At 40.4% G+C, this 23,965-nt stretch carries 23 protein-coding genes; 10 read left to right on the forward strand and 13 right to left on the reverse strand.

Annotated features, from left to right (window positions below; genetic code table 11):
- Window positions 1-22: 22 nt before the first annotated feature.
- The 11 genes from NSQ64_RS15045 to sppA all read right to left on the reverse strand — a co-directional run bounded on the left by NSQ64_RS15045 (window position 23) and on the right by sppA (window position 10,323).
- A complete protein-coding gene (locus tag NSQ64_RS15045) occupies window positions 23-928 on the reverse strand; it encodes an aminoglycoside phosphotransferase family protein (protein ID WP_341017145.1) in 906 nt (301 codons plus the stop codon).
- Between the two features lie 118 nt (window positions 929-1,046).
- Window positions 1,047-2,420 carry an argininosuccinate lyase gene (gene argH, locus NSQ64_RS15050; protein WP_341017147.1) on the reverse strand — a complete coding sequence of 458 codons (1,374 nt, stop codon included), beginning with the start codon at window positions 2,418-2,420 and terminating at the stop codon, window positions 1,047-1,049.
- A complete protein-coding gene (locus NSQ64_RS15055; RefSeq protein WP_008343148.1) occupies window positions 2,417-3,628 on the reverse strand; it encodes an argininosuccinate synthase in 1,212 nt (403 codons plus the stop codon). The genes argH and NSQ64_RS15055 overlap by 4 nt, the downstream gene beginning before the upstream one ends.
- A gap of 173 nt (window positions 3,629-3,801) precedes the next feature.
- Window positions 3,802-4,317, reverse strand: coding sequence for a MogA/MoaB family molybdenum cofactor biosynthesis protein (locus NSQ64_RS15060; protein ID WP_024718668.1), 516 nt, complete (start codon window positions 4,315-4,317; stop codon window positions 3,802-3,804).
- A 99-nt stretch (window positions 4,318-4,416) separates the two neighbouring features.
- Entirely contained in the window at window positions 4,417-5,601 is a 1,185-nt protein-coding gene (locus tag NSQ64_RS15065) for an acetate kinase (RefSeq protein WP_024718669.1), read from the reverse strand.
- A gap of 229 nt (window positions 5,602-5,830) precedes the next feature.
- Entirely contained in the window at window positions 5,831-6,805 is a 975-nt protein-coding gene (locus NSQ64_RS15070; RefSeq protein WP_160757456.1) for a class I SAM-dependent methyltransferase, read from the reverse strand.
- Window positions 6,806-6,893: 88 nt separating this feature from the next.
- A complete protein-coding gene (gene tpx / locus NSQ64_RS15075; protein WP_007501731.1) occupies window positions 6,894-7,394 on the reverse strand; it encodes a thiol peroxidase in 501 nt (166 codons plus the stop codon).
- A 112-nt stretch (window positions 7,395-7,506) separates the two neighbouring features.
- Complete coding sequence (ytfJ, locus tag NSQ64_RS15080) at window positions 7,507-7,959, reverse strand: GerW family sporulation protein (protein ID WP_007501733.1); 453 nt, start codon at window positions 7,957-7,959, stop codon at window positions 7,507-7,509.
- A gap of 14 nt (window positions 7,960-7,973) precedes the next feature.
- Window positions 7,974-8,681, reverse strand: coding sequence for a DUF2953 domain-containing protein (locus NSQ64_RS15085; RefSeq protein WP_017358280.1), 708 nt, complete (start codon window positions 8,679-8,681; stop codon window positions 7,974-7,976).
- Window positions 8,682-8,782: 101 nt separating this feature from the next.
- On the reverse strand, window positions 8,783-9,307 hold the full coding sequence (locus tag NSQ64_RS15090; protein ID WP_341017153.1) for an RDD family protein: 525 nt from the start codon (window positions 9,305-9,307) through the stop codon (window positions 8,783-8,785).
- A 14-nt stretch (window positions 9,308-9,321) separates the two neighbouring features.
- Complete coding sequence (gene sppA / locus NSQ64_RS15095) at window positions 9,322-10,323, reverse strand: signal peptide peptidase SppA (RefSeq protein WP_135009397.1); 1,002 nt, start codon at window positions 10,321-10,323, stop codon at window positions 9,322-9,324.
- A gap of 448 nt (window positions 10,324-10,771) precedes the next feature.
- On the opposite strand from sppA, the gene NSQ64_RS15100 reads away from it, so the two are divergent.
- The 8 genes from NSQ64_RS15100 to NSQ64_RS15135 all read left to right on the forward strand — a co-directional run bounded on the left by NSQ64_RS15100 (window position 10,772) and on the right by NSQ64_RS15135 (window position 19,295).
- Complete coding sequence (locus NSQ64_RS15100) at window positions 10,772-11,575, forward strand: NAD kinase (RefSeq protein WP_008343132.1); 804 nt, start codon at window positions 10,772-10,774, stop codon at window positions 11,573-11,575.
- A gap of 268 nt (window positions 11,576-11,843) precedes the next feature.
- Window positions 11,844-13,286 (forward strand): DEAD/DEAH box helicase, encoded by a 1,443-nt coding sequence (locus NSQ64_RS15105; protein ID WP_341017157.1) that lies wholly within the window; start codon window positions 11,844-11,846, stop codon window positions 13,284-13,286.
- 188 nt (window positions 13,287-13,474) lie between these two features.
- Window positions 13,475-14,530, forward strand: coding sequence for a fatty acid desaturase (locus NSQ64_RS15110; RefSeq protein ID WP_169056760.1), 1,056 nt, complete (start codon window positions 13,475-13,477; stop codon window positions 14,528-14,530).
- 115 nt (window positions 14,531-14,645) lie between these two features.
- Window positions 14,646-15,782, forward strand: a complete 1,137-nt coding sequence (locus NSQ64_RS15115; protein ID WP_024718676.1) for a sensor histidine kinase — start codon at window positions 14,646-14,648, stop codon at window positions 15,780-15,782.
- Window positions 15,779-16,378, forward strand: a complete 600-nt coding sequence (locus tag NSQ64_RS15120; RefSeq protein WP_060781281.1) for a response regulator transcription factor — start codon at window positions 15,779-15,781, stop codon at window positions 16,376-16,378. Before NSQ64_RS15115 ends, NSQ64_RS15120 begins: the two co-directional genes overlap by 4 nt.
- Before the next feature lie 190 nt (window positions 16,379-16,568).
- On the forward strand, window positions 16,569-17,492 hold the full coding sequence (locus tag NSQ64_RS15125; RefSeq protein WP_341017160.1) for an iron-hydroxamate ABC transporter substrate-binding protein: 924 nt from the start codon (window positions 16,569-16,571) through the stop codon (window positions 17,490-17,492).
- Window positions 17,493-17,601: 109 nt separating this feature from the next.
- On the forward strand, window positions 17,602-18,291 hold the full coding sequence (locus NSQ64_RS15130) for a response regulator transcription factor (RefSeq protein ID WP_341017162.1): 690 nt from the start codon (window positions 17,602-17,604) through the stop codon (window positions 18,289-18,291).
- Entirely contained in the window at window positions 18,291-19,295 is a 1,005-nt protein-coding gene (locus tag NSQ64_RS15135) for a sensor histidine kinase (RefSeq protein ID WP_341017165.1), read from the forward strand. The genes NSQ64_RS15130 and NSQ64_RS15135 overlap by 1 nt, the downstream gene beginning before the upstream one ends.
- 74 nt (window positions 19,296-19,369) lie before the next feature.
- Here NSQ64_RS15135 and NSQ64_RS15140 read toward each other — a convergent pair whose 3' ends face one another.
- The gene (locus NSQ64_RS15140) at window positions 19,370-20,614 is read right to left on the reverse strand and encodes an FtsW/RodA/SpoVE family cell cycle protein (RefSeq protein WP_138278865.1); all 1,245 of its coding nucleotides are present in this window, start codon (window positions 20,612-20,614) and stop codon (window positions 19,370-19,372) included.
- The gene (locus tag NSQ64_RS15145) at window positions 20,605-20,949 is read right to left on the reverse strand and encodes a PadR family transcriptional regulator (RefSeq protein ID WP_047945291.1); all 345 of its coding nucleotides are present in this window, start codon (window positions 20,947-20,949) and stop codon (window positions 20,605-20,607) included. Before NSQ64_RS15145 ends, NSQ64_RS15140 begins: the two co-directional genes overlap by 10 nt.
- Before the next feature lie 298 nt (window positions 20,950-21,247).
- Between NSQ64_RS15145 and NSQ64_RS15150 the strand changes: the two genes are divergently transcribed.
- Both NSQ64_RS15150 and NSQ64_RS15155 read left to right on the forward strand, forming a co-directional pair.
- Complete coding sequence (locus NSQ64_RS15150) at window positions 21,248-22,009, forward strand: ABC transporter ATP-binding protein (RefSeq protein WP_007501759.1); 762 nt, start codon at window positions 21,248-21,250, stop codon at window positions 22,007-22,009.
- A complete protein-coding gene (locus NSQ64_RS15155; protein ID WP_341017170.1) occupies window positions 21,999-23,936 on the forward strand; it encodes an ABC transporter permease in 1,938 nt (645 codons plus the stop codon). The genes NSQ64_RS15150 and NSQ64_RS15155 overlap by 11 nt, the downstream gene beginning before the upstream one ends.
- Window positions 23,937-23,965 lie beyond the last annotated feature (29 nt).

The following is a 23,965-nucleotide window of genomic DNA, read 5'->3' on the forward strand; positions in this document are numbered from 1 at the left end:
TCCCTTCGCACTTTTGAACCCTTTAACAGTGAGGGGAAAACCGTATAGGGTGATTCATCCACTTTTTCATATCCCATGAACCATGGATATCGAGAAGCAGCGAAACAAACCGATAGCATTCTCTCACCTCATGAAGCTGGCGAGGAAGCGGGCAAATCTCTTCATACCCTAATTGAACCGCTTGTGCGGCTTCTTTCGTCAAAAGGTATTCGAGTGCAATCAAATCAAACGCAGCTGGTCCAAATACGACATATTCCGTATCAACTAGACTCGTCACTTGATCATCGTCTTCAATATATTGCGATGGGTCTAAATCAATTAAAATGAGACTGGCAGCATCAGGAGGACTTAGCTTTTCAAGCTTTTGCTGCACCTTTTCTGCATAATTCTGATATTCAGGCTGATCAGCGTAATAGCGGCTGATGAGTTTGGAAACTGCCTTTTTTAACAGCGCATGGAATTCTCTCAAATGTCTCTTTTCTCCCCCGTATACTGCACCGAAAAAGTTTGTTTGATATGAATGAAGATGCGCTAGTTTCCTCCCGTAATCCCTATAGAATTGTGCTGAACGGCCCTCAAAAGATGTTAAAGGGATTCCTTCTACTTTTTCCATGACATAAAAGTGTTTCCCCGCCTTCTTCACTTTACGAACAACTTTCGGAATATGAAAGGAATTCGTATGAGCCAGCTTTTCATTGATTTCATCAAGATGCTCCTGTACAGTACGGGCATCTACTCCATAAATCATGTTGATCCCATACACAAATTCACTTTCTTCTCTTGCAGTTTTTGGAGATTTCACTACATATTCCGTCTGATCTTGCAAGGAAATCAGCCACACATCATTAGCCCGGCCGTCGTATGGTTCTCCTAACGTTTTCACTGATACGATAGGCTGATCAAACAAAGCCTGAAGCGTTTTCTTCATGAACTGTTGTCACTCCTTATTCAGCTTGACACTGGTATGCTTTCATTTTCTCCAGTGAAGATCAATCTCCTTTTTCCCATGAAAAAAACCATCCGTATAAACGAATGGTTTTGGCGAATTATGCTAGGCAGGCTTTTGCTTTTTCTAAAGCGAGCTGAATTTGTTTGAATCCAGTTCCACCTGCACTTGTTCTTTTTTCAACAGCAACATACGGATCAAGAACAGTGTAAATATCTTGTTCAAAGAGGCCGCTTGCTTCTGTAAATGTTTCAACTGGAAGGTCACTTAAATAGATGCCTTTTTGAATGCATGTATACACAAGCTTCCCAACGATTTCGTGTGCTTCACGGAATGGCATACCTTTTTTCGCAAGGTAGTCTGCCACTTCGGTCGCATTTGAGAAATCTTCTTTTGTTGCTTTTTTCATGACATCTTCGTTCACTGTCATTGTTTGAATCATGCCTGTGAAGATTTGCAGGCTGCCAGCGATCGTTTTCACCGTATCAAACATGCCTTCTTTATCTTCTTGCAAGTCTTTGTTATACGTAAGCGGCAAGCCTTTCATAATCGTGAGCAATCCCATCAGATTGCCATATACCCTGCCTGTTTTTCCGCGGATCAATTCAGCCATATCCGGGTTTTTCTTTTGCGGCATCATGCTGCTGCCTGTTGCGTACGTGTCATCAAGCTCAATGAATTTGAATTCTTGAGAGCACCATAAAATGATTTCTTCACAAAGACGTGAGAGGTGCATCATCACAAGGCTGCTATTAGACAAGAACTCTAAAATGAAATCACGATCACTCACGCCATCAAGGCTGTTCTCGTAAATATGGTCAAAGCCCAGAAGCTCTGCTGTATATTCACGATCAATCGGGAATGTCGTTCCTGCTAACGCCCCGCATCCAAGTGGCGACACATTAATCCGCTTCAATGAATCTTGAAAACGCGCTTTGTCCCGCTCAAGCATCCAAAAGTAGGCGAGCATATGATGAGCAAAGGAGATAGGCTGTGCACGCTGTAAGTGCGTATATCCTGGAAAAATCGTTTCAACGTGCTGTTCAGCTTTTTCTACAAGCACTGTTTGAAAAGAAGAGATCAGCTCAATGATATGCTCTACTTGGTTATTCAAATATAAATGCATATCGGTTGCGACCTGATCATTCCGGCTTCTCGCTGTGTGCAATTTGCCGCCAAGCGGACCAATCTCATCAATGAGCATTTTTTCAAGGTTTAAATGAATGTCCTCATAATCTACTGAGAAATCGAGTTCATCCGCCTCTGCCTTTTTCATGAGCGTATTCAGTCCGTCTTTGATTGCAGCGGCCTCCTCATCACCGATGATACCGCATTTATTCAGCATACTTGCATGGGCAAGGGAGCCGGTCAGATCTTCTTTGACTAATTGTTTGTCGAAATGAATGGATGCACCAAACTCATCGACCCATTTTTCTGGTGTTTTTTGAAATCGGCCTCCCCAAAGCTTTTTCATGCTTTAACCTGCTCCTTTTTGTTCACGATGCTGTTTACTTTTGTTGGTAAACCCCAAAGGTTAATAAATCCTACAGCTGCATCATGATCGAATTCATCTGCTTTTGTATAAGTTGCTAGATTTTCATCATAAAGTGAATATGGTGATTTACGTCCTTCTACAATGGCATGGCCTTTAAATAGTTTCACACGTACAACACCTGTTACGTTCTTTTGTGTTTCTTGTAAGAATGCATCTAGTGCTGATTTAAGTGGTGAGAACCATAAGCCGTTGTATATTAATTCAGCCATTTTTTGTTCAACGATTGGCTTAAAGTGTGCTACTTCTTTGACAAGCGTTAAGTCTTCAAGTTCTTTGTGTGCTTTTAATAGGGTAACTGCACCTGGGCACTCATACACTTCACGAGATTTGATTCCAACAAGACGGTTTTCAACATGATCGATTCTGCCTACACCATGCTGGCCAGCAACTTCATTTAAATGAAGGATGAGATCAGATAATGAATACTGGATTCCGTCAATAGCTGTTGGTTTTCCTTTTTCAAACGTGATTTCAATGATTTCAGGTGTGTCTGGTGTTTTTTCAAGTGGATTTGTCAGATCATAAGCACCTTCTGGCGGCGCTGCCCAAGGATCTTCTAAAATACCACATTCGTTACTTCTGCCCCAAAGGTTTTGGTCAATTGAATATGGGCTGTCTAAGTTAATCGGAATTGGAATCCCGTGCTTTTGTGCATAGTCGATTTCTTCATCACGAGACCATTTCCATTCACGCACTGGTGCAAGAACTTCTAGGTCTGGATTCAATGCTTTGATTGATACTTCAAAACGAACTTGGTCGTTTCCTTTACCTGTACATCCGTGTGCAACGGCTACGGCATTTTCTTTCTCTGCGACTTCCACTAACTTTTTGGCAATGAGCGGACGAGATAGTGCAGACACGAGTGGGTATTTCCCTTCATACATCGTGTGTGCTTGCAGTGCAGCAAGTGCAAATTCTTCAGCAAACTCTTCTTTTGCGTCGATCATGTAAGATTGAACAGCTCCGACTTGAAGTGCTTTTTGTTGGACGAATGCTAAATCTTTTCCTTCACCTACGTCCAGGCAGCAAGCAACAACTTCGTAACCTTGCTCCTGTAACCATTTAACTGCAACAGAGGTATCAAGACCTCCGGAATATGCTAATACGACTTTTTTATTTTGTGACATGTTTGAAAGCTCCTCTCGCTTGTTTTGATTCTGTGAATGTTTTTTTGCATAAAAATAAGTTTTAATTTATAAACATGCATTTAGTATGTATACACTGTAACAAGGAAAAATTGTTTTTTCAACCCCTTTATGAAAAAAACTCTGCCAAATTTTCTTGGCAGAGTCATTTTGGGCTATTTTTGATCTTTTTCAAGCTCTCGCAAGACATGAGGAAGCTCTGGAATAATGAGTTTGGTCATGGCTAACCGAACTGCTCCGGTAGAGCCTGGTGTGGCAAAAACGGCTTTTTGGTTAATCACCCCTGCCGTCGCTCTAGATAAGATAGCGGCTGATCCAATATCTTCTGTATAGCTCAGCATGCGAAAAATTTCTCCAAAGCCCGGCAGCTCTTTTGAGAAAAGAGGTGTAATGGATTCAATAGTGACGTCCCTTGCTGCAATACCAGTTCCCCCGTTTAACAAGACGGCATCAATCTTCGCTTCACTTGTTCCTTCTAAAACGGCATCTTGAATCGCTCCAATGTGATCTTTCACAATATCGTATGCAAGAATAAGGTGCCCTTGTTCTTTGAGCAAATCAATCATTAGACGGCCGCTTTTATCTGTTTCTTTTGTCCTTGTATCACTGACGGTAATGACTTTTACATGAAGCCTCGTTTTCGCTTCGCGTTTATGTTCTTCGACGCTCATATCTTCACACCGCTCCTTTCATATTGCCTCACATTATAGCATGGTGATTTCAATAGAAAAAAGCCCTTTTCCGCTGAGGAAAAGAGCTTCAAAAGGATGTTACGCTAAACGCATAACGTCTCTTGCAATCATAACTTCTTCGTTCGTTGGAATCACGATGACTTTTACAGGAGAGTGAGGGTAGCTGATGAATGCTTCTTCGCCTCTCATGTTGTTAAGAGATGGATCCCAATATACGCCCATGAATTCTAGACCACGAAGTACACGTGCTCTCACTTCTGAGCTGTTTTCACCGATTCCAGCTGTGAAGATGATGGCATCTACACCATTCATTCTCGCTGCATAAGAACCGATGTATTTATGAATACGGCTTGCAAAAATATCTAGTGCTACTTCAGCACGGTCGTTTCCTTCTTCTGTCGCTTCTTCGATATCACGAAGGTCACTTGAAAGACCAGACACACCTAAAAGACCACTCTTCTTATTCAAAGTAGAAAGTACTTCTTCAGCTGTATGTCCTGTTTTCTCCATAATAAATGGAATAAGGGCAGGGTCAATGTTACCTGAACGTGTTCCCATTGCAACACCCGCAAGTGGTGTGAAGCCCATTGACGTATCGATTGATTTTCCGCCTTCAACTGCTGCGATACTTGCACCATTTCCAAGGTGGCAAGAAATCAAACGAAGCTCTTCAAGAGGACGGCCTAATAGCTCTGCTGCACGCTCTGTTACGAACTTATGGCTTGTCCCGTGGAATCCGTATTTACGAATACCAAAGTTTTTGTAGTAGTCATACGGAAGGCTGTATAGGTAAGACTGCTCTGGCATTGTTTGGTGGAACGCTGTATCGAACACAGCAATCGCTGGTACGTCAGGCAGAATTTGTTTGAATGCTTTGATTCCTACAACGTTTGCAGGGTTGTGAAGTGGTGCAAGCTCTGAAAGCTGATCAATGTCTTTGATGACTTCATCTGTTAAAACAACAGAATCGCTGAATTTTTCTCCGCCGTGAACGACGCGGTGTCCTACGCCATCAATTTCATTAAAGTCTTTGATGATGTTAAATTCAATTAGTTTTTCAAGCAGCATTTTAACCGCTACTGCATGATCTGGAATATCTGTGACTTCTGTTTTCTTTTCTCCATCTACAGAAATCGTGAAGATACTGTTGTCCATTCCGATTCTTTCAACAAGACCTTTTGTTAAAACGGTTTCTTCTGGCATGTCGAACAATTGAAATTTAAGAGATGAGCTTCCTGCGTTGATTGCAATAATTTTGGACATTACTGTCGCTCCTTTTACTCAGTTGTTATATAAGGTTTCACGTTTTTTCGGTGCTATATTCAACCTGTTTGAACGGGTCTTTTATAGTTTAACGATAAGTCCGAAAAATATCTGACTTTTTCATTTAAACATTGAAAACTTTGCATTTCAAGTACACCTTCGAACTGTTACCGCTTACATCAATAAGTCGTTATTTTCTGAATAATAAAATAGCCAGACATCACTCTGGCTATTCTTTCGTTTCTTTTTCTTCTAAAAACCATTGGTCTAATTTTCTCATGACGCCAACCATTGCTTCTTTCTGTGAGAAAGATGGCAGATTGGCAAATAGCATACGTTTCGGTGCTTCGAGCCCCTCTTTTTTCTTTTGCATCACAAATAAGCTTTTGGCATGCTTTTTGTCTTTGAACATAGAGACTGGCAGCTGAATTAACGCATTCATATATGCATGTTCTTTGATGAAATCCTTTAATTGTACGCTTTCTTTTCCTTCAAACAAATCATTTGGAATGATGAAGAATAAGAAGCCGCCTTCTTTCGTATAACGAAGACTTTGCTCAATGAATAAATAATGCGCAAAGGAATGACCTTCTTTTGCCTTTAATTCATAGTCTTTAGCGCGCTCATCATTTGGGTAAAACCCGACAGGAAGACTACATACAGCAACATCTGCTGGTGAGATAAGAAGCGGCTCAAGGCTGTCCTGGTGGAAAAGCTCTACTTCTTTTTCTTCTAAGTTCGCTTGTGCCCACGCAATTTTAATGAGCACGTCATCAATTTCAGAGGCAAAACCGCGTGTTGTTTCAGCTGTTACATTGTTGAGGACCGCAAGCAGTAAATTCCCTGTTCCCGCTGCAGGATCAAAGACAACCAGCTCTTTTTGTCCTTCTAAAAATTTATTGACCAAATAGCTGACAAACAGACCAATTGTATCAGGTGTCATCTGCCGGTTTGGATGTGAAATATCCTTTTGTCCTTTTAATACGGCGAGCTGAAACGCTTTACGAATCTGCTCATGATCATAAGAGGCGAAATCTGCTTTCTCTATTAAATCTTTTAGTAAACCGTTTCGATCATTTGCCTGGAAAAAGGCTTCTCCTGCTTCTGCCAATGCTTCAATATAGGAAATGTTCTGTTCCTTTTTTAAACGAATTGAAGCTGTATCGAGCAGCTCAAAAATCGTACTCACTTGATCTTTCTGCAATGCTTTTCTCTCCTCGCTTTGTTAAAAGCTATATGTTCTCATTGAAAAGAGCCCCAGTATGAAGCCGGAGCTCTTGTCGATGCTGCTTTTATAACAGTGATTTCGCAGCCTCAATGGCTTTTTCATAATTTGGATGATTGGTTGCTTCGCTTACGTACTCAGTGTAAACCACTTTTCCGCTTGGGTCTAATACGAAGACCGCACGCGCCAATAAACGCAATTCTTTCATATATAAACCAAACGCTTCACCAAATGACATATCTCTATGATCAGATAATGTTTCAACATTTTCAATTCCGTTTGCTCCGCACCAGCGTGCTTGTGCAAATGGTAGGTCTGCACTAATGGTATAGATATTGACCGGACCTAAACCGGCTGCCTCTTCATTGAAACGTCTTGTTTGTGCGTCACACACACCTGTATCAATAGAAGGAATCACTGAGATAATCGTCACTTTTCCTGTTAAATCAGAAAGTGAAACTTCCCCTAGTGAGTTCGTTAATACCGTGAAATCTGGAGCCTGCTCGCCTACTTTCACTTCATTTCCTACAAGCGTTACTGGGCTCCCTTTAAATGTGATCGATGCCAAAACAATTCCTCCCTTATCAAATGTATGGTTCTATCATAGTAGAGAAAGCAAAAAACTGCAAAGCCTAATCGTCCATTTTGAAAAAAAAGTTAACTGCAGGGCAGCTAACTTTTTAAAGGTCTATGTCATCTAGTTTTCGTTCTTTGTGACGATGCTCCCGTTCATCCTTCTTAAACATGTGCTGAAGACGTTCAATTGCTTGAGGAGCAGAATCCAATATTTTATCGAGCAGATGTGTGTGTTCATCCAAATGAAGCATTCGTACGCCATTTGTTCCCACAATTAAAAAGGCGATTGGTGTAATCGATACTCCTCCACCGCTTCCGCCTCCAAATGGGAGTCTCGGTTCTTTTCGTTCTTGTTCATCAGACCGTTTTTCTTTCTTTTGGTTACCGTTGAATTCACTGCCGCCGGCTGCAAATCCAAAACCAACCTTTGACACAGTGAGAATGACACTGCCGTCAGGGGTTTCGACTGGATCGCCGATGATCGTGTTCACATCAATCATTTCTTTTAAGTTTTCCATCGCTGTCTTCATCAGACCTTGGATTGGATGATCTGCCATTTTCGGGTTCCTCCTTAAACAGATGATTCATTCTTCGTTGCTTGAAGAGAGGCATTCTTTCTCGCCTTTCTCCCTTTTAACCAATGGACAAGTAATCGAATGGCTGCAAGCATAGCATGTCCAATCCGAAAATAAGCTATACATGCAAAGTGTGTCTGTGATACTTTGTGCTGAAAAGCGGGAATCACTTCATAGACGGGTTTGTGCTTAAAGGTGAGGTGCTCCTGCATAAAGGCAAGAAGTGCTCCTTTGACTGACCACACACCACCGGCTGCTACACCTGTTAAAGCTGCGTCATGAAAACCAATCCATGTGGACCAGTGAAATGAGACGATTTTTATATGAATGAAAAACTTGCGCATGATCCGGTTTAGATCGACAATTTCTTTTGTAATACGCTCCATTTGATGAAGGATTTCCTTTACATCACGTTTTCCCACTTTTTTATGCATGGTTTCTTTTTCTTGATTAGGCGTTTTGGTGCTGGCCATTTTCTTTTCACGAATATCAATCGTTTGATCTTCCGTATTCACTTTCACCATCGGAATGTCTTTCTTCAGTCTGACGATTCCATATAAGGTGATGATCTTCACCGCAATATGGTCATTGTCATTTGCATGTGAATAGTCCAGTGAAATGGTCACTTTCATAAAGATCAATAAGATCACAAGGAACAAAAAAGCTGCGATCCAAACGTACAGCACTGTGCTCACTTCCTCCATAACAAATGATGCTTCCTCTACGATTATGGCTCTCCTTCTGGATTTTATACCCAATCACCAAAAAAAAGAGTTTGACCGGTACCCGGCCAAACTCTCTTTGATTATGCGTTTGATTCTGTTTTTTCATATAAATGTTCATGAACAACCACCGTATCTGCAAAGTAGTCATGAACCCCTTGCTTTTTCGGCGTAAACCCAACCACGGCATAGAGAACAAAAAGCGTATTAATATATCGCCCCACAATTTCTCTAAAGAAAATGACATCCCATGGCAGCTTCTTCTCCGGCTGAAGTGAGACGACTTTGATTCCAAACACCATCTTTCCAAGTGTTTGTTGGAAAATCTTCGTCATGATCGCAAAATAAAGCAGAAAAACAATTGTCGTTGTGACGGAAAATGGGGAAAACCAGCCTCCCCCTTTTGACCAGCCAAAGAGACTAAAGATTGGAGAAACCGTCAAATGGTTAACACCCCATACGACGAGCCAATCTAGGATAAATGCCCAGAATCTAATCCAGAAACCTGCAAAAGCCTGCGCTTCAATTGAAGTGCGCTTCGTAAGAGTCGGCCTTGATTCTCCCTCTTGGCTGCGACTTTCCGTTACTTCATCGAATGTAGAATCCATCTATGATCCCTCCTTTATTTTGAATAGAGATACATCGGTTTAGACCCATTTGAGCCAGCCAGTGTTTCTTTTAAGTTCAGAAAATCAATTTCGCTTTTAAAGAGCTTGCTTGCACTCATATTGAAGAGAGAGTTCCAGCCGAAGCTTTGAGAATAGCTGATCACTGTCGCTCCTTTTAACCCTTTTTCATTTTTCTTCATTGCTTTTAGAGCATCTTCATAGTACCCAAGCTCATCCACTAATCCGTTTGATTTCGCCTGTGTTCCGTCATAGACTCGGCCATCGGCAATTTTCTTGACGTCCTGCTTAGACATGCCGCGTCCTTCTGAGATGACTTTCACAAAGCCTTCATAAGAGTTGTCAACCATGCTTTGCATGATAGCACGCTCATCTTTTGTCATATCACGATTTGGAGACATGATGTCTTTGAATTTTCCACTTTTAATGGTTTCATATTTGATGCCTAAATTATCTGCCAGCTTTGCATAATTCAAACTTTGCATGATGACCCCGAGAGAGCCTGTTAACGTTTCAGGTGAAGCAAAGATTTTTTTCGCTGGAGTGGATACATAATAGCCACCAGAAGCCGCCATTGAACCCATAGAAACATAAATTGGCTTCTTCGCTTTCTTTACTTCTTCTAATTTTTTATGTATTTCAGCACTTTCATAGACACCGCCGCCAGGAGAGTTGACGCGCAGCAAGACACCTTTCACAGACGCATCGTCTTTTGCTTTATCTAATTCTTTTAAGAACGCACGATGATCATATGCTTCCCCGCCTAGAAGGCTGGATGCACCGCCGTTATCTTGAATCGTACCATTAATCTCAAGTACAGCAATTTTACTCGCACCGCTTCCATCTTCTAGTACCTTTTCTTCGATTTCGTCCCCGAATTGATAGCTCATCTTATTATCATTGAAGCTTTCATACAAGGCCGTCGTGATACTAATCACAATCGAAAAGCCGAAAACACCAAGTGCAATGATTAAGGCTACCCATCTTTTCGCATTCATTTCTTTCTCCTCCTTTTTGTCTCACTTCGTTCATACGAATACACACATGAAATGTTTCACAGGAACTGTGGTTTTTTTACATTTCATTTCAACATATGATAGCATCGATGTGAAATGACGATCAACTTTACATCTTCTATCATTTGCTCATCATGACGAAAAATTGGCGATTTTATCCTCTTCCTATATCTAATAGCTCAGACCATCTTCACAACGAAACGCCCAGACCTCTCTTTCTTCCAAAATGAGCTATTAAATTATGCTCAAAGTCAGCGTTGTCTAATCACTTACAATGACTCATTTCTTAAATGGAAGCCTCTATCATGATGAAGCGTCTTTCTAATATTTTTACTTTCATATGAAAAAAGTGTAAAATGTGAACAAGGGTTTTCTATGTAAGCCCTTTACTACTCGAAATCTATTTTTGACAACAAAGGGGAGAACGTCAATGACAGACAATCGTCGCAATGTATTTTTCTTTTACAAAAAAGATCATGAATTGGATGGACACATTTCTTCTCTGGAGAAGCTCGCTACCGATCAAGGCTTTCACGTCGTAAAGCGTGCAGAAGATGCCCATATCATTGCTTCAATTGGTGGAGATGGTACATTTCTTCAAGCGGTTCGCAAAACGAACTTCCGGGATGACTGCTTGTATGTAGGGGTATCAAAAACAGAGAATTCGCACCTATACTGCGATTTTTCGTTAGAACATTTTGATAAAATGATTGATGCCATGAACACTGAACAGATTGAAGTGAGAAAATATCCGATCATCGATGTAAGCGTTGACAGTACAAACCAGTTCCATTGCTTAAACGAACTGTCGATCCGCTCTAGCATCATTAAAACATTTGTCATCGATGTGTATATAGATGATTTCCATTTTGAAACCTTTAGAGGCGACGGGATGATTATTTCCACTCCAACCGGTTCAACGGCCTACAATAAATCTGTCAACGGCGCCGTGGTGGATCCGATGCTTCCGTGTATGCAAGTAACCGAGCTGGCATCGCTGAATAACAACTCATACCGTACACTTGGAGCTCCTTTCATTTTAAGCAGTGACCGCAAGCTGACACTAAAAGTTGTTCAGGACGGTAACGACCATCCGATTATCGGTCTTGATAACGAAGCGCTAGGTACAAAACATGTCAAACAAATTGATATTGGCCTTTCTGGTAAAGTGATCAAAACGGTCAAATTAAAAGATAACTCCTATTGGGAAAAAGTAAAACGCAGATTCCTTTAATCATTGAAAAGCTCCTTTAGGGGGCTTTTGTTTTCTTTTCAGCGTGATAGAAAACCTTTGAAGTCTAGGAAGAGTGAGCACCGGAACGGAGCTAATTTGACATTCGTGAGTACCGGAGCGCAAATCTGACACCGAATGCGAGGGTTTGTCTACACGCTGAAAGCTCCTTTACGGGGCTTTTTTTCATGCCTTTTCATTCAAGGTCATGGTGTCTTTGAAAAGATATGGTATGATGTCACAAGTATACATGTACGAAAAGGAGAACACGATGCCATTACAACATTTTGATCAATATCCATTAAGCGATGAATTGAAACAAGCGCTAGAAGCGCTTCATTTCCATACACCTACACCCGTCCAGCACGAGACATTATCCGTTGCTTTTTCAAAGCAGGACCTCATTGTCAAATCTCAGACAGGCAGTGGCAAAACAGCAGCCTACGGTCTGCCAATTTGTGAAATGGTGGATTGGGCTGAGAATAAACCTCAAGCCCTCATCCTCGTCCCAACAAGAGAACTTGCCATGCAGGTCAAACAGGATCTGACCAGCCTCGGACGATTTAAACGAATCAAAGCGGCCGCCATTTATGGAAAAGCTCCATTTCAAGCACAAAAAATAGAGCTTGCACAAAAGAACCACATTGTGTGCGGAACGCCAGGACGAATATTGGATCACCTTGAAAAAGGGACACTTTCTTTAGACAATCTGTCATTTTTCGTGTTAGATGAAGCAGACGAAATGCTGAACATGGGATTTATTGATCAAGTCTCTTCTATTATTCAGCATCTGCCGCCAAAGCGGATGTCGATGTTATTTTCAGCGACGATGTCTGATGAAATGAAGGATTTGAGTGAGCAGTTTTTACAATCGCCAAAAGTGATAGAGATTGCTCGGGAAGAAACGTCTGTACCACAAATCACTCACACCGTGATTGAAACGGAGGAAGAAGCGAAATTCTCTCTTCTTCAGCGTACGATCGTGATTGAAAACCCAGATAGCTGCATTATTTTCTGTAATACACAGGACCGAGTGAACGAACTCACAATGAAGCTGGATGAATGGGATGTGCCTTGTGACAAAATTCACGGAGGCATGAGGCAGGAAGACCGCTTTGCTGTCATGGATGAATTCAAAAACGGGGAATTCCGTTATTTGATCGCAACCGATATAGCAGCCCGAGGAATTGATGTCAGTGATATGACACATGTCATTCATTACGACCTACCTTATGAAAAAGAACGCTATATTCATCGGACCGGAAGAACTGGCAGAGCGGGTAAAAGCGGGAAAACGATTGCGTTTATGACAAGGCACGGGCAGCCGCTTATTGAAGAATTAAAAGAGGAAGCTGGTATTCATTTTCAAATTCAGCCTTATCCTACAAAAGAAGAAGCAGAACAGCATGTGGCAAGCTTTGAAGAAAAAATTGAAACACCGATTCAAAAGGAAAATAAGCAGGCCGACATAGAGAAAGATATTATGAAGCTGTATTTTAACGGCGGGAAGAAAAAGAAGCTGCGGGCTGTTGATTTCGTTGGGACCATTGCCAAAATAGAAGGCGTTGCCTTTGATGACATTGGGATTATTACCATTCAAGATACGAAAACATACGTCGATATTTTAAACGGCAAAGGCCCTCTTGTGCTAAATGCCATGCGCCACACAACCATTAAAGGCAAGCAGTTAAAAGTTCATGAAGCACGTCAATAAAAAGTGAAGGCTAAGCGCCTTTACTTTTTTATTTAAAATAAAATAAGCTTACAACCCTTGAACCATCAGCCTTTCCTGCGTCCAACATGACAAATGTCATATTGAATACATGATGGGTGCTACTATGAGCATGACACCTTTCCTTCTATACTTTGAAGTAGAAAGAAACGGAAAGGACTTGAACGTTCATGACGACTTCAACAAACACACAGCAGCAAGCCACTTTAAGAAAACAAGTTGGCCAATTCTCTGGTGCTAATTCGAAAAAAAGTATCATTCAACTCTTTAATACATTCATTCCATTTTTGGGGCTTTGGTTTCTTGCCTATTATAGCCTGAACATCTCCTACCTTTTAACCCTCTTCTTTGCGGTGATTGCAGCTGGTTTTTTAGTACGTGTCTTTATTATTTTTCACGACTGCTGCCATCAATCCTTTTTTAAACAGAAGCCGCTGAATCACCTGTTCGGTTTTGTAACGGGCGTACTCACCCTTTTCCCTTATCTTCAATGGCAAAGAGATCATTCAATTCACCATGCCACAAGCAGTAATCTAGACAAACGAGGTACTGGCGACATTTGGCTCCTGACAGTCAAAGAATATCAAGAAGCATCAGCTTGGACGAAGTTTCGCTACAGATTTTACCGTAATCCTTTTGTGATGTTTATTTTAGGACCGATCTTTGTTTTTCTCTTAAAAAACCGTTTCAACGTCAAAAATGCTCGTAAAAAAGAGCGCTGGAACACGTATTTCACAAACGTGAGCATCATTGCACTAGCAGCTGCAACGTGTCTTCTTTTTGGCTGGCAGGAGTTCCTGCTTGTCCAAGGTCCAATCTTCCTGATCTCAGGATCAATCGGCGTATGGCTGTTTTATGTGCAGCATACATTTGAAGATTCTTACTTTGAAGAAGATGAACATTGGAATTATGTGCAGGCGGCAGTAGAAGGCAGTTCTTTTTACAAATTGCCAAAGCTTCTTCAATGGTTAACAGGCAATATCGGCTATCACCATGTTCATCATTTAAGTCCGAGGGTACCGAATTATCACTTGGAGCATGCACATGATCATAGTGAGCCGCTTCAAAATGTTCCAACCATCACTTTAAAAACAAGTATCGAATCAATGAAATTTAGACTTTGGGATGAAGAAACGAAAGCATTCGTTACCTTTAAAGAAGCACGGCAATCTAAGAAGATGCCCGCACCTGTCATTAAAGGAGACATTCTGAAGAAAAATGCATAATTGGTGCAAGCTCTTTCTTACTCTAGAAGGAGCTTGTTGCCATTTACAGGATGCAACCGTAAGTTGAATTTGATAAAGTAAGGAAAAGAACGAAAACGGAAAAGGTGGCACACGGATGAAAAAACAGTTTAAAATTCAAAAATTGCATGGGATTTCCCCCTATATATGGGCCATTTTTTTCATCCTGCCCTTCTATTTCATCTTAAAGACGCCTACGACTTTAGGTATTGTCATTGGCATTATTTTGAACGTGGTTTTTTTCGGAGTGTATCGTTTTGCCTTTGTCGCAAAAGGCTGGTCTTTATATGTCTTCGGTCTTTTATTGATTGCGATTTCTACAGGCTATGTGATGCTCTACAGCTATATTTATTTCGCTTTTTGTATCGCCTATTTCAACGGGCATATCAAAAGAAAAGTCCCTTTTTATATCTTATACTATATTCATCTAGGGAGCGCCGCCGTAGCAGTGAACTTTAGCTTGATTTTAAAAAAGGGATGGTTTCTCACACAAATTCCTTTTGTTGTGATCACACTTATTAGTGCCATTCTGCTCCCTCTCAGCATTCGAAGCCGAAAAGAACGTGAACGCCTTGAAGAGAAATTAGAAAATGCCAATGAACGGATCGCCGATCTTGTCAAACTTGAAGAAAGACAGCGCATTGCTCGTGACCTGCATGATACACTTGGACAAAAACTCTCTCTTATTGGTTTAAAGAGTGACCTTGCCCGTAAGCTCGTGTATAAAGATCCTGAACAGGCTCGTGCCGAACTAAAGAGTGTTCAGCAGACAGCTAGAACGTCTCTAAATGAAGTGCGGAAAATTGTTTCTTCCATGAAAGGTATTCGGATCAAAGATGAAATATTGAACATCAAGCAAATCCTTGAAGCCGCCGATATTGACATGATTTATGATGAAAAGGAAGCGCCGAAACATATCTCTCTTCTGAACGAAAACATTGTGAGCATGTGCATCAAAGAAGCCGTAACGAATGTCGTCAAACATAGCGATGCCACTGTCTGTCAAATCACCATTCATCAAAAGTCAAAGGAAGTTGTCATTACAGTTGAGGATAACGGCACATTTAAAGGCGGTGATCCATCCTCTCAAACAAAGGGACATGGCCTTTTAGGGATTAGAGAAAGATTGGAATTTGCAAATGGACGCCTGCACATTGAAACAAAAGACGGGACGAAGCTGATCATGAGTATTCCAAATGATTCAGCAGCGAAAGATAAGGAGGAAATAAAATGATTAACATCTTTATCGCAGAGGATCAGCAAATGCTGCTTGGTGCTCTTGGGTCGCTTCTCGATTTAGAAGACGATATGACCGTTGTTGGAAAAGGGACAAACGGACAGGACGCCATTGATTTTGCTAAAAAACATCCGGTCGATATTTGTTTAATGGATATTGAAATGCCCGGGAAATCTGGGCTCGACGCCGCTGAAGAACTCAAAAAATCTGATGTGAAGATCATCATCTTAACAACCTTTGCCCGTTCCGGCTATTTTCAAAGAGCGCTGAAAGCTGGCGTTAGCGGCTATATGCTGAAAGACAGCCCAAGCGAGGATTTGGCAAGTGCCATCCGCAGTGTGATGAAAGGGAAAAAGGTGTACGCCCCTGAATTAATGGAAGACTTGTACAGCGACGAAAATCCTTTAACTGAACGAGAAAAGTCGGTTCTAGAACTCGTCGCAGACGGAAAAAACACAAAAGAAATCGCCAAGGAACTCAGCATTAAAAGCGGCACTGTGCGAAACTACATCTCCATTATTTTAGATAAACTAGAAGTCAAAAACCGAATTGAAGCCATCACTCGTTCCAAAGAAAAAGGCTGGTTTAAATAAGAAAAAAGATCAGGTCAGACACTGCCTTGATCTTTTTTTCTTTTTATCAGAATTCCTCTATCCACTGCTAAAATATCATTGACAACAAACCTCACTTCTATGGTATGATACCTGAGTGATAATAATTATCATTATCACTCATGCAACCAAATACACGGCTGATGTGCCGATTTCAAAGGAGTCTACATTCATGAAGAAAATATTGTTCCCTCTGATGCTCATCTTCGTACTTGCGTTGAGCGCATGTGGCAATAGCAGCAACTCTTCCTCAAATAAAGGAAAAAATCAATCAACGTCATCAGACACGATTACATATCAATCTGAAAATGGACCTGTGAAGCTGCCAGCAAATCCAAAACGTGTTGTTGTTCTCGCCTCTTATACAGGAAATGTCTTGTCACTTGGTGTGAACCTTGTGGGTGTTGACTCTTGGTCAAAAAAGAATCCACGTTTCCAAAAGAAATTAAAAAATGTGGAAGAAGTATCCGATGAAAATGTAGAAAAAATCATGAAGTTAAAGCCTGATGTCATCATCGGTTTAAGCGGTGCAAAAAATGTAGAAAAACTGAAAAAAATCGCCCCTACCGTTTTATTCACGTATAACAAAGTCGATTACCTTCAGCAGCATATTGAAATTGGAAAAGTCTTAAACAAAGAAAAAGAAGCAAAAGCATGGGTCAAGGATTTCAAACTGCGTGCAGCTGAAGCTGGCAAAGAAATCAAAGCAAAAATCGGTGAAGATGCAACCGTATCTGTCTTCGAGAGCGGCACAAAAGACCTTTACGTCTTTGGAGATGCGTGGGGACGGGGAACAGAAATCCTCTACCAAGCAATGAAACTAAAAATGCCTGAAAAAGTAAAAGAAAAAGCATTAAAAGCTGGCTATTATGCGGTATCACAAGAGGTCATCCCTGAATTTGCCGGAGACTATATGATCATTAGCAAAAACAGCGAGATGGACAATTCCTATCAAAACAGTGAAATCTATAAGTCCATTCCTGCTGTGAAAAAACATCGTGTGTATGAAGCAAATGCGGAAGAGTTTTACTTTAATGATCCACTCACACTTGAATATCAATTATCATTCTTTAAAAAGCACTTTTTAGGTAAATAAACCGAAGCAAGGGATCTCTTCCCTTGCTTTTTTGCTGTCTGCTTCTAGCGGGAGTGCCTGTTTTCCGCTACAATGATGTACAAGTAATTCAAAAAGTGTGGTGCTCGTTTTGTTTAAAATTTTGCTGATTGAGGATGATACAACCCTCTTCCAAGAAATCAAAGAACGTTTAGTCAACTGGTCTTATGATGTGTATGGGATCAACAATTTTCAACAGGTCATGCAGGAGTTCACTTCCATCCAGCCTGATTTAGTCATTATTGATATTCAACTGCCAAAGTACGATGGCTTTCATTGGTGCCGGATGATTCGGCATCATTCTAATGTGCCCATCATCTTTCTTTCCTCTCGTGATCATCCTGCTGATATGGTCATGTCGATGCAGCTTGGAGCTGATGATTTTGTACAAAAGCCCTTTCACTTTGACGTTCTCATCGCCAAAGTAAGTGCTGTTCTTCGCCGAGTCCATGATTATAATGCGGAACCAACCAACTTAAAAGTCTGGTGCGGCGCTACCCTTGACCTCGAAAATAATACAGTGACAAATGAAAACGGTGAGATTGAATTAACAAAAAATGAGTTTTTTATTCTCAAAGAATTAATTCAGCATAAAAACCATATCGTCAAAAGGGAATCTCTCATCCAAGCTTTATGGGACGATGAACGATTCGTGAGTGACAATACACTCACTGTAAACGTCAACCGCCTTAGAAAAAAACTAGACGAAATCTCCCTTGGCGCCTTCATTGAAACAAAAGTGGGTCAAGGTTATCTTGCAAAGGAAAAGGATGATCAATGATGCTGCAAGCATTTCTAAAAGAACGAAGAAGCTGGATCTTGTTCTTTCTTAGTTTGCAGCTTCTCATTCTCTTTGTTGCATATTTGGATACAACGATTCCACTCGCTTCTCTTTTTTATATCGTGCTTTTGTCTACATTACTCTTCATTGTTTTTCTTTTTTTTCGTTATCGGAAAGAAACTGCTTATTACATGCAACTGAAAGAATGGGATGAAAACATAGACCTTCAAATACGTCTCAAACCCTCTTCTCCCTTTGAACAAATTGTACAGGAGGCAGCGTCAGAGCAAATTGACCGATACCGCCAGATGACGGCTAAGCAAAAGACTGCGCTGGAAGAAGAAAAAGATGAACTGCTCTCATGGATACATGAGGTGAAAACGCCGCTCACGGCGATGCACTTAATGATTGACCGCATAACAGAACAGCCGCTCAAATCAAATATGACATATGAATGGCTTAGAATACATTTACTCCTTGATGCACAGCTGCATCAAAGCAGGATCCAACATATTGAAAATGATTTATTTATTGAAAAACTGGATCTCCAAAACATGCTAACGAAAGAAATCAAAGCGCTCCAATCGTGGTGTATGCAAAAAGGAATTGGCTTTGACCTTTTATTAGAAGAGCGAGATGTATTAAGTGATACAAAATGGTTATCCTTTATGATCAGACAAGTGCTGACAAACGCCGTCAAGTACAGCCAATCATCTGACATTATCATCGAAAGCAAACAAATGAACGAACAAGTGGTGCTCACCATCACAGATCAAGGCAGAGGAATTGACCCAAGAGACGTGTCCCGTATTTTTGAAAAAGGCTTTACCTCCACAAGACATCACAATGACACGGCCTCCACAGGCATGGGGCTCTATTTAACAAAAAAGGGAGCTGACGCTCTTCATATCACAATCGAGGTCAACTCCACATTAGATCAAGGGACAACTTTCACCTTTATCTTTCCGAAAAAGAATGATTTTGTGCATATTGCAAGCATGTGAACATGCAGTTCAAGAAACCCAATCTCTTCATTCAACGATGCATTGAAGAGATTGGGTTATTTTATACAGCCATATCACGCTACTTCACGGCACATTTCTCCTAGCTGTTTCCTTCTATAAATACTCATTAGCAGCCCGACTGACATCATTTCTAGAAGAATATGAGATCCCCCATAGCTCATAAAAGGCATGGAAACTCCTGATATAGGCAATAATCCAAAGTTTGTGAAAATACTTAAGATAAATTTTGCTGCAAATGTGGTTGCCAAACCAATCATTAACATCTTGCCATAAGCAGATTGAACTCGTTTCGCTGTATGAACTACTCTATAAATCAAAGTCACAAACAAAATAAAAACGGCCAATCCTGCAAACCATCCGAATGAATAAATGATATACGTCAACATCCAATCAGTGTGAACATCATACAATGCGTACGGATTTATTTGAAAACCATTTGAGCTAAATTCATGAAGTGAGTATTGGTAAAAGTGAGACATATCAGCTTGATAAAGAGAAAATAATTGAACAATGAGATAGACAACACCTGCTGCTGTAAACGGAATAAGCTGTCTCATTCTTGCATGAGATACATACATCATCGTTATGCATATGACCATAAAGGTGATGGTTGCAGAAAGAGATCCGACTATATGTAATAAAATAATAGGTAAAGTGACAATCGCTAATCCTAACCAAGACTTGAAACCATTCTTCCAGTTCCAAGATTGGTAAATGCCCGCTAACGAAATAATCATCAGAAATGGAAAAATTTCAGTCAGATTGATCGATCCATTATTTAAGCTTAAAAAAAGAATACCGTTCACTCTTGTCCCAATCATCATTGTAAGAATCAGCATTCCAATCGTTCCTATGTATAAATGCCATGAATAGGGTAAAAAGCGCCGATAATCAAAAGCAAACAGTCCAAGCATCAACGCAAGACCAAATACATAGTAAATGAGACTTTTATAAAAGATATTCGTGTCTTGAAAATGCAGTAAATGAGAATGAAACTGAAAATAATACATCACAAACAGCCCAAATGAACAAGTAGCTAGTACAAGAAGTATCGTTTTAAAGTCCACTTGAGTTTTGTGTGTTTCATGGAGCTGCATTCCGAGTATGGCTGCATCTCCAATTTGATCGAGCGCTTGATTTACCGCCTCTTCTTCTGACATGCCCGCACTGACCGCTTCCTCTTTCAGCGTGTATAAATGATCACGAAGCTCAAGCTTTATACTTGCATGTACGTCTTTATTTTTAATTCGTTTACACACATTTTTGATATATTGTTCAAACTTTTTCTCTAGTCCCATACGACTTTCTCCCCATTCAAAACGCCATCTACTGCATCTTTGAAGACATTCCATTCTTCCTTCTTTTCTTTCATAAACGCTTTGCCCTGTTCATTAATCTTGTAATACTTCCTTTTTCGATTGCCATTCCCTTCGCCCCAGTAAGACACAATGAATCCTTTCCCCTCCAAAGTGTGCAAAATAGGATATATCGTTCCCTCTTTAAAACTAAAAATTCCTTCGGATTTCGACTCCAGTTGCTTAATCATTTCATAACCATACATCGGCTTTTCATTTAGCAAGCTTAAAATAAGGGTAGCAGTACTCCCCTTTAGAAGCTCTTTACTCACTTTCATCCATCGTCACCTCTAATACATAGATTTACTATGCATATATTTGATATGCATATCTTACATGAAATCACATACTCTGTAAAGGTTCATCAGAAAAAAACAAGAAATTTGATACATCATAGCGAAAAACAGATAAAATAATTGAATAACAATCTGAATTCTACATAAGGCTTTGACATATAAAACAAGCATGTGACAACAATGTCACATGCTCGTCTGTTTTGTTCGCCAAATCGCAGGAAGTCTGATCGGCTTCTTTTTATACTAGAGATATCAATTAAATAAAAAAGGGGTTCGACAGATGAACATTTTAGAAGCTCGCAAGTTATATAAAAGCTATGGAAATAAATTCAATAAACAAGAGGTGCTGAAAGGCATTGATTTGACGATAGAAGCTGGAGAATTTGTCAGCATCATGGGGCCATCAGGCTCGGGGAAAACGACCCTTTTGAACGTATTGTCATCGATTGATCATGTGTCCAGCGGATCGATTCGGATCGCAGATGCAGAAATGACGCAAATGAAAGATCAGCAGCTCGCTGAATTTAGAAAGAAACAGCTTGGCTTTGTTTTTCAGGATTATAACTTACTTGATACACTCACGGTTAAAGAGAACATCCTCTTACCATTATCCATCTCCAAAACGCCTAAAAAAGAAGCTTTTGAACGCTTTCAACAGCTTGCAGAGGATATGGGGATTTATGAACTAAGAGACAAATATCCAAATGAATTGTCTGGTGGACAAAAGCAACGGACATCTGCGGTACGTGCCTTTATTCATGAACCAAGCCTCATTTTTGCTGATGAACCAACTGGAGCACTTGATTCCAAATCTGCGTCTGACTTACTGAACAAGCTGCAAGAATTCAATCACAAGCGCAAAGCAACCATTGTCATGGTGACGCATGACCCTGTTGCAGCCAGTTATTCAAGACGAGTGATTTTTATCAAAGATGGACAGATCTATACACAATTGAATAAAGGCGCATTAGAGAGAAAGATGTTTTTCGAGGATATTATGAAAACGCAAGGTGTTTTAGGCGGTGTGAAGCATGAACATTAATCAGCTCGTCTTCCGCAATCTGAAGAAAAACTTAAAAAATTACTATTTATACGTGTTTGCACTTGTATTTAGTGTGGCGCTCTATTTTTCCTTTGTCACCTTGCAGTATTCACCAGCACTTGATGATGTAAAGGGGTCCATTAAGGGCGGTGCGTCCATTAAAGCCGCTTCTATTCTGCTGATCGCCATCGTCGGCATCTTCCTTTTATATGCAAATAGCATTTTCATCAAACGTAGAGGAAAAGAAATCGGTCTCTTGCAGCTCATTGGAATGACGAAACAAAAAATTTCCAAGCTGCTCCATGCAGAAAATTTTATCCTCTATATGATTTCGATGGCTATTGGAATATTGGCCGGATTTATCGGTTCAAAGCTGATGCTGATGGTTCTATTTAAAGTGACAGGTGTTCATGCAATTGCCAATCTTCATTTTTCTGGCACGGCTCTTTTGCAAACAATCATCGTGTTTCTCTTGATTTATGTTGTCATCATGCAAAGAAATAGACATTTTATTCAGAAGCAAACGATCTTAGCTTTGTTTAGAACAACCTCTTCTACAGAGCAGCGTATTAAAAAAATCTCTGTCTTTGAAATCATCATCGGGGTTCTAGGCATTGCCTTTATCAGCTCAGGCTATTACATTTCTTCTCAGCTTTTTAATGGCTCATACACATCGATGTTTTCGTTATCTTTAGCCATGATCTATATTTTAGGTTCTGTCATTATTGGTACTTTCCTTTTCTATAAAGGCTCTGTTTCATTCATTGCCAATATCGTACGAAAAAGAAAAAATGGCTACCTTGCCATTCATGAAGTCTTGTCTTTATCGTCGATCATGTTCCGTTTAAAATCAAATGCATTGCTGTTAACGATTATTACTACCGTATCTGCACTTGCCATCGGTTTGTTATCACTCAGCTATATTTCCTACTACTCAGCAGAAAAAACAGCTGAACAGCAAATTCCAGCACATTTTGTCATGGGGTCAGAGAAGGATGCTGGCACTTTCACTCGTGCACTTTCTGATCAGCATATTGCCTATGAGAAAAAGCAGTTCGAGGTCATTCAAGCCGATTTTGATGCAAATCAGATCATCGATACGAAGTTAAGCAGTGTGAATAAAGCTCCAGGAGTCTTAACACTACCTGTGATCAGCGAGAAAAACGTACCAAATATTCATGTAGAGAACAACGAAGTCATGTTAAGCGGCTACAATGATTTATTGAAAAAATTCATGCCGATTAAAAGCTCTGGTGATGTGAAACTTTTAATAAAAAAACCAATTGATTTAAAAGTAATTGATATGAAAAAGGATCATTTAATCTCTTACCAGTTTACTTCTGGCGGCCTACCTGTTGCTGTCGTCAGTCAAAACGTCTTTGAGCAGCTTGATCAAAACAATGACCCTAAGCTGCAGCGTGAGAATAACCAATATATTGCGATCAATATAAAAGATGAAGGAAAAGTTGAACAAGCCAATGACGTCTTTATGTCTGCGAAATTGAGTGATGAAAGTATGTCTAGATTTGCTACCACTCAGCAGCAAAAACAAACCATCGGACTGATGATGTTTGTAGTTGGATTTTTAGGCCTCAGCTTCCTTGTGACATCAGGCTGTATTTTATACTTCAAACAGATGAATGAGAGCGAAGAGGAACAAAGCTCATACACGATTCTGCGTAAGCTTGGTTTTACGGAGACAGATCTCTTAAAAGGCATTCGGCTCAAACAGCTTTTCAACTTTGGCATTCCGCTTCTCGTCGGGCTCTTGCACAGCTACTTTGCTGTACAATCTGGCTGGTTTTTATTTGGCAGCGAACTGTGGACACCTATGCTGATTGTCATGGCGATTTATACCGTTTTATACTCCGTCTTCGGATTCCTATCTGTCCAATATTATAAAAAAGTCATTAAAGAATCGTTGTAAAGTATTCCCCATAGGCAGTGGCCTATGGG

The sequence above is a fragment of the Bacillus sp. FSL W8-0183 genome (genome assembly GCF_038006825.1).
Lineage (GTDB): Bacteria > Bacillota > Bacilli > Bacillales > Bacillaceae > Bacillus > Bacillus altitudinis.

Bases quoted from the DNA above. Each gene is read 5' to 3' on its own strand.
- NSQ64_RS15045 (WP_341017145.1), bottom strand. From the start codon at position 928: ATGAAGAAAACGCTTCAGGCTTTGTTTGATCAGCCTATCGTATCAGTG.
- argH (WP_341017147.1), bottom strand. From the start codon at position 2,420: ATGAAAAAGCTTTGGGGAGGCCGATTTCAAAAAACACCAGAAAAATGG.
- NSQ64_RS15055 (WP_008343148.1), bottom strand. From the start codon at position 3,628: ATGTCACAAAATAAAAAAGTCGTATTAGCATATTCCGGAGGTCTTGAT.
- NSQ64_RS15060 (WP_024718668.1), bottom strand. From the start codon at position 4,317: ATGAGCGTCGAAGAACATAAACGCGAAGCGAAAACGAGGCTTCATGTA.
- NSQ64_RS15065 (WP_024718669.1), bottom strand. From the start codon at position 5,601: ATGTCCAAAATTATTGCAATCAACGCAGGAAGCTCATCTCTTAAATTT.
- ytfJ (WP_007501733.1), bottom strand. From the start codon at position 7,959: ATGGCAGATCATCCAATCCAAGGTCTGATGAAGACAGCGATGGAAAAC.
- NSQ64_RS15085 (WP_017358280.1), bottom strand. From the start codon at position 8,681: ATGGAGGAAGTGAGCACAGTGCTGTACGTTTGGATCGCAGCTTTTTTG.
- NSQ64_RS15090 (WP_341017153.1), bottom strand. From the start codon at position 9,307: ATGGATTCTACATTCGATGAAGTAACGGAAAGTCGCAGCCAAGAGGGA.
- sppA (WP_135009397.1), bottom strand. From the start codon at position 10,323: ATGAATGCGAAAAGATGGGTAGCCTTAATCATTGCACTTGGTGTTTTC.
- NSQ64_RS15100 (WP_008343132.1), top strand. From the start codon at position 10,772: ATGACAGACAATCGTCGCAATGTATTTTTCTTTTACAAAAAAGATCAT.
- NSQ64_RS15105 (WP_341017157.1), top strand. From the start codon at position 11,844: ATGCCATTACAACATTTTGATCAATATCCATTAAGCGATGAATTGAAA.
- NSQ64_RS15110 (WP_169056760.1), top strand. From the start codon at position 13,475: ATGACGACTTCAACAAACACACAGCAGCAAGCCACTTTAAGAAAACAA.
- NSQ64_RS15115 (WP_024718676.1), top strand. From the start codon at position 14,646: ATGAAAAAACAGTTTAAAATTCAAAAATTGCATGGGATTTCCCCCTAT.
- NSQ64_RS15120 (WP_060781281.1), top strand. From the start codon at position 15,779: ATGATTAACATCTTTATCGCAGAGGATCAGCAAATGCTGCTTGGTGCT.
- NSQ64_RS15125 (WP_341017160.1), top strand. From the start codon at position 16,569: ATGAAGAAAATATTGTTCCCTCTGATGCTCATCTTCGTACTTGCGTTG.
- NSQ64_RS15135 (WP_341017165.1), top strand. From the start codon at position 18,291: ATGCTGCAAGCATTTCTAAAAGAACGAAGAAGCTGGATCTTGTTCTTT.
- NSQ64_RS15140 (WP_138278865.1), bottom strand. From the start codon at position 20,614: ATGGGACTAGAGAAAAAGTTTGAACAATATATCAAAAATGTGTGTAAA.
- NSQ64_RS15145 (WP_047945291.1), bottom strand. From the start codon at position 20,949: ATGAAAGTGAGTAAAGAGCTTCTAAAGGGGAGTACTGCTACCCTTATT.
- NSQ64_RS15150 (WP_007501759.1), top strand. From the start codon at position 21,248: ATGAACATTTTAGAAGCTCGCAAGTTATATAAAAGCTATGGAAATAAA.
- NSQ64_RS15155 (WP_341017170.1), top strand. From the start codon at position 21,999: ATGAACATTAATCAGCTCGTCTTCCGCAATCTGAAGAAAAACTTAAAA.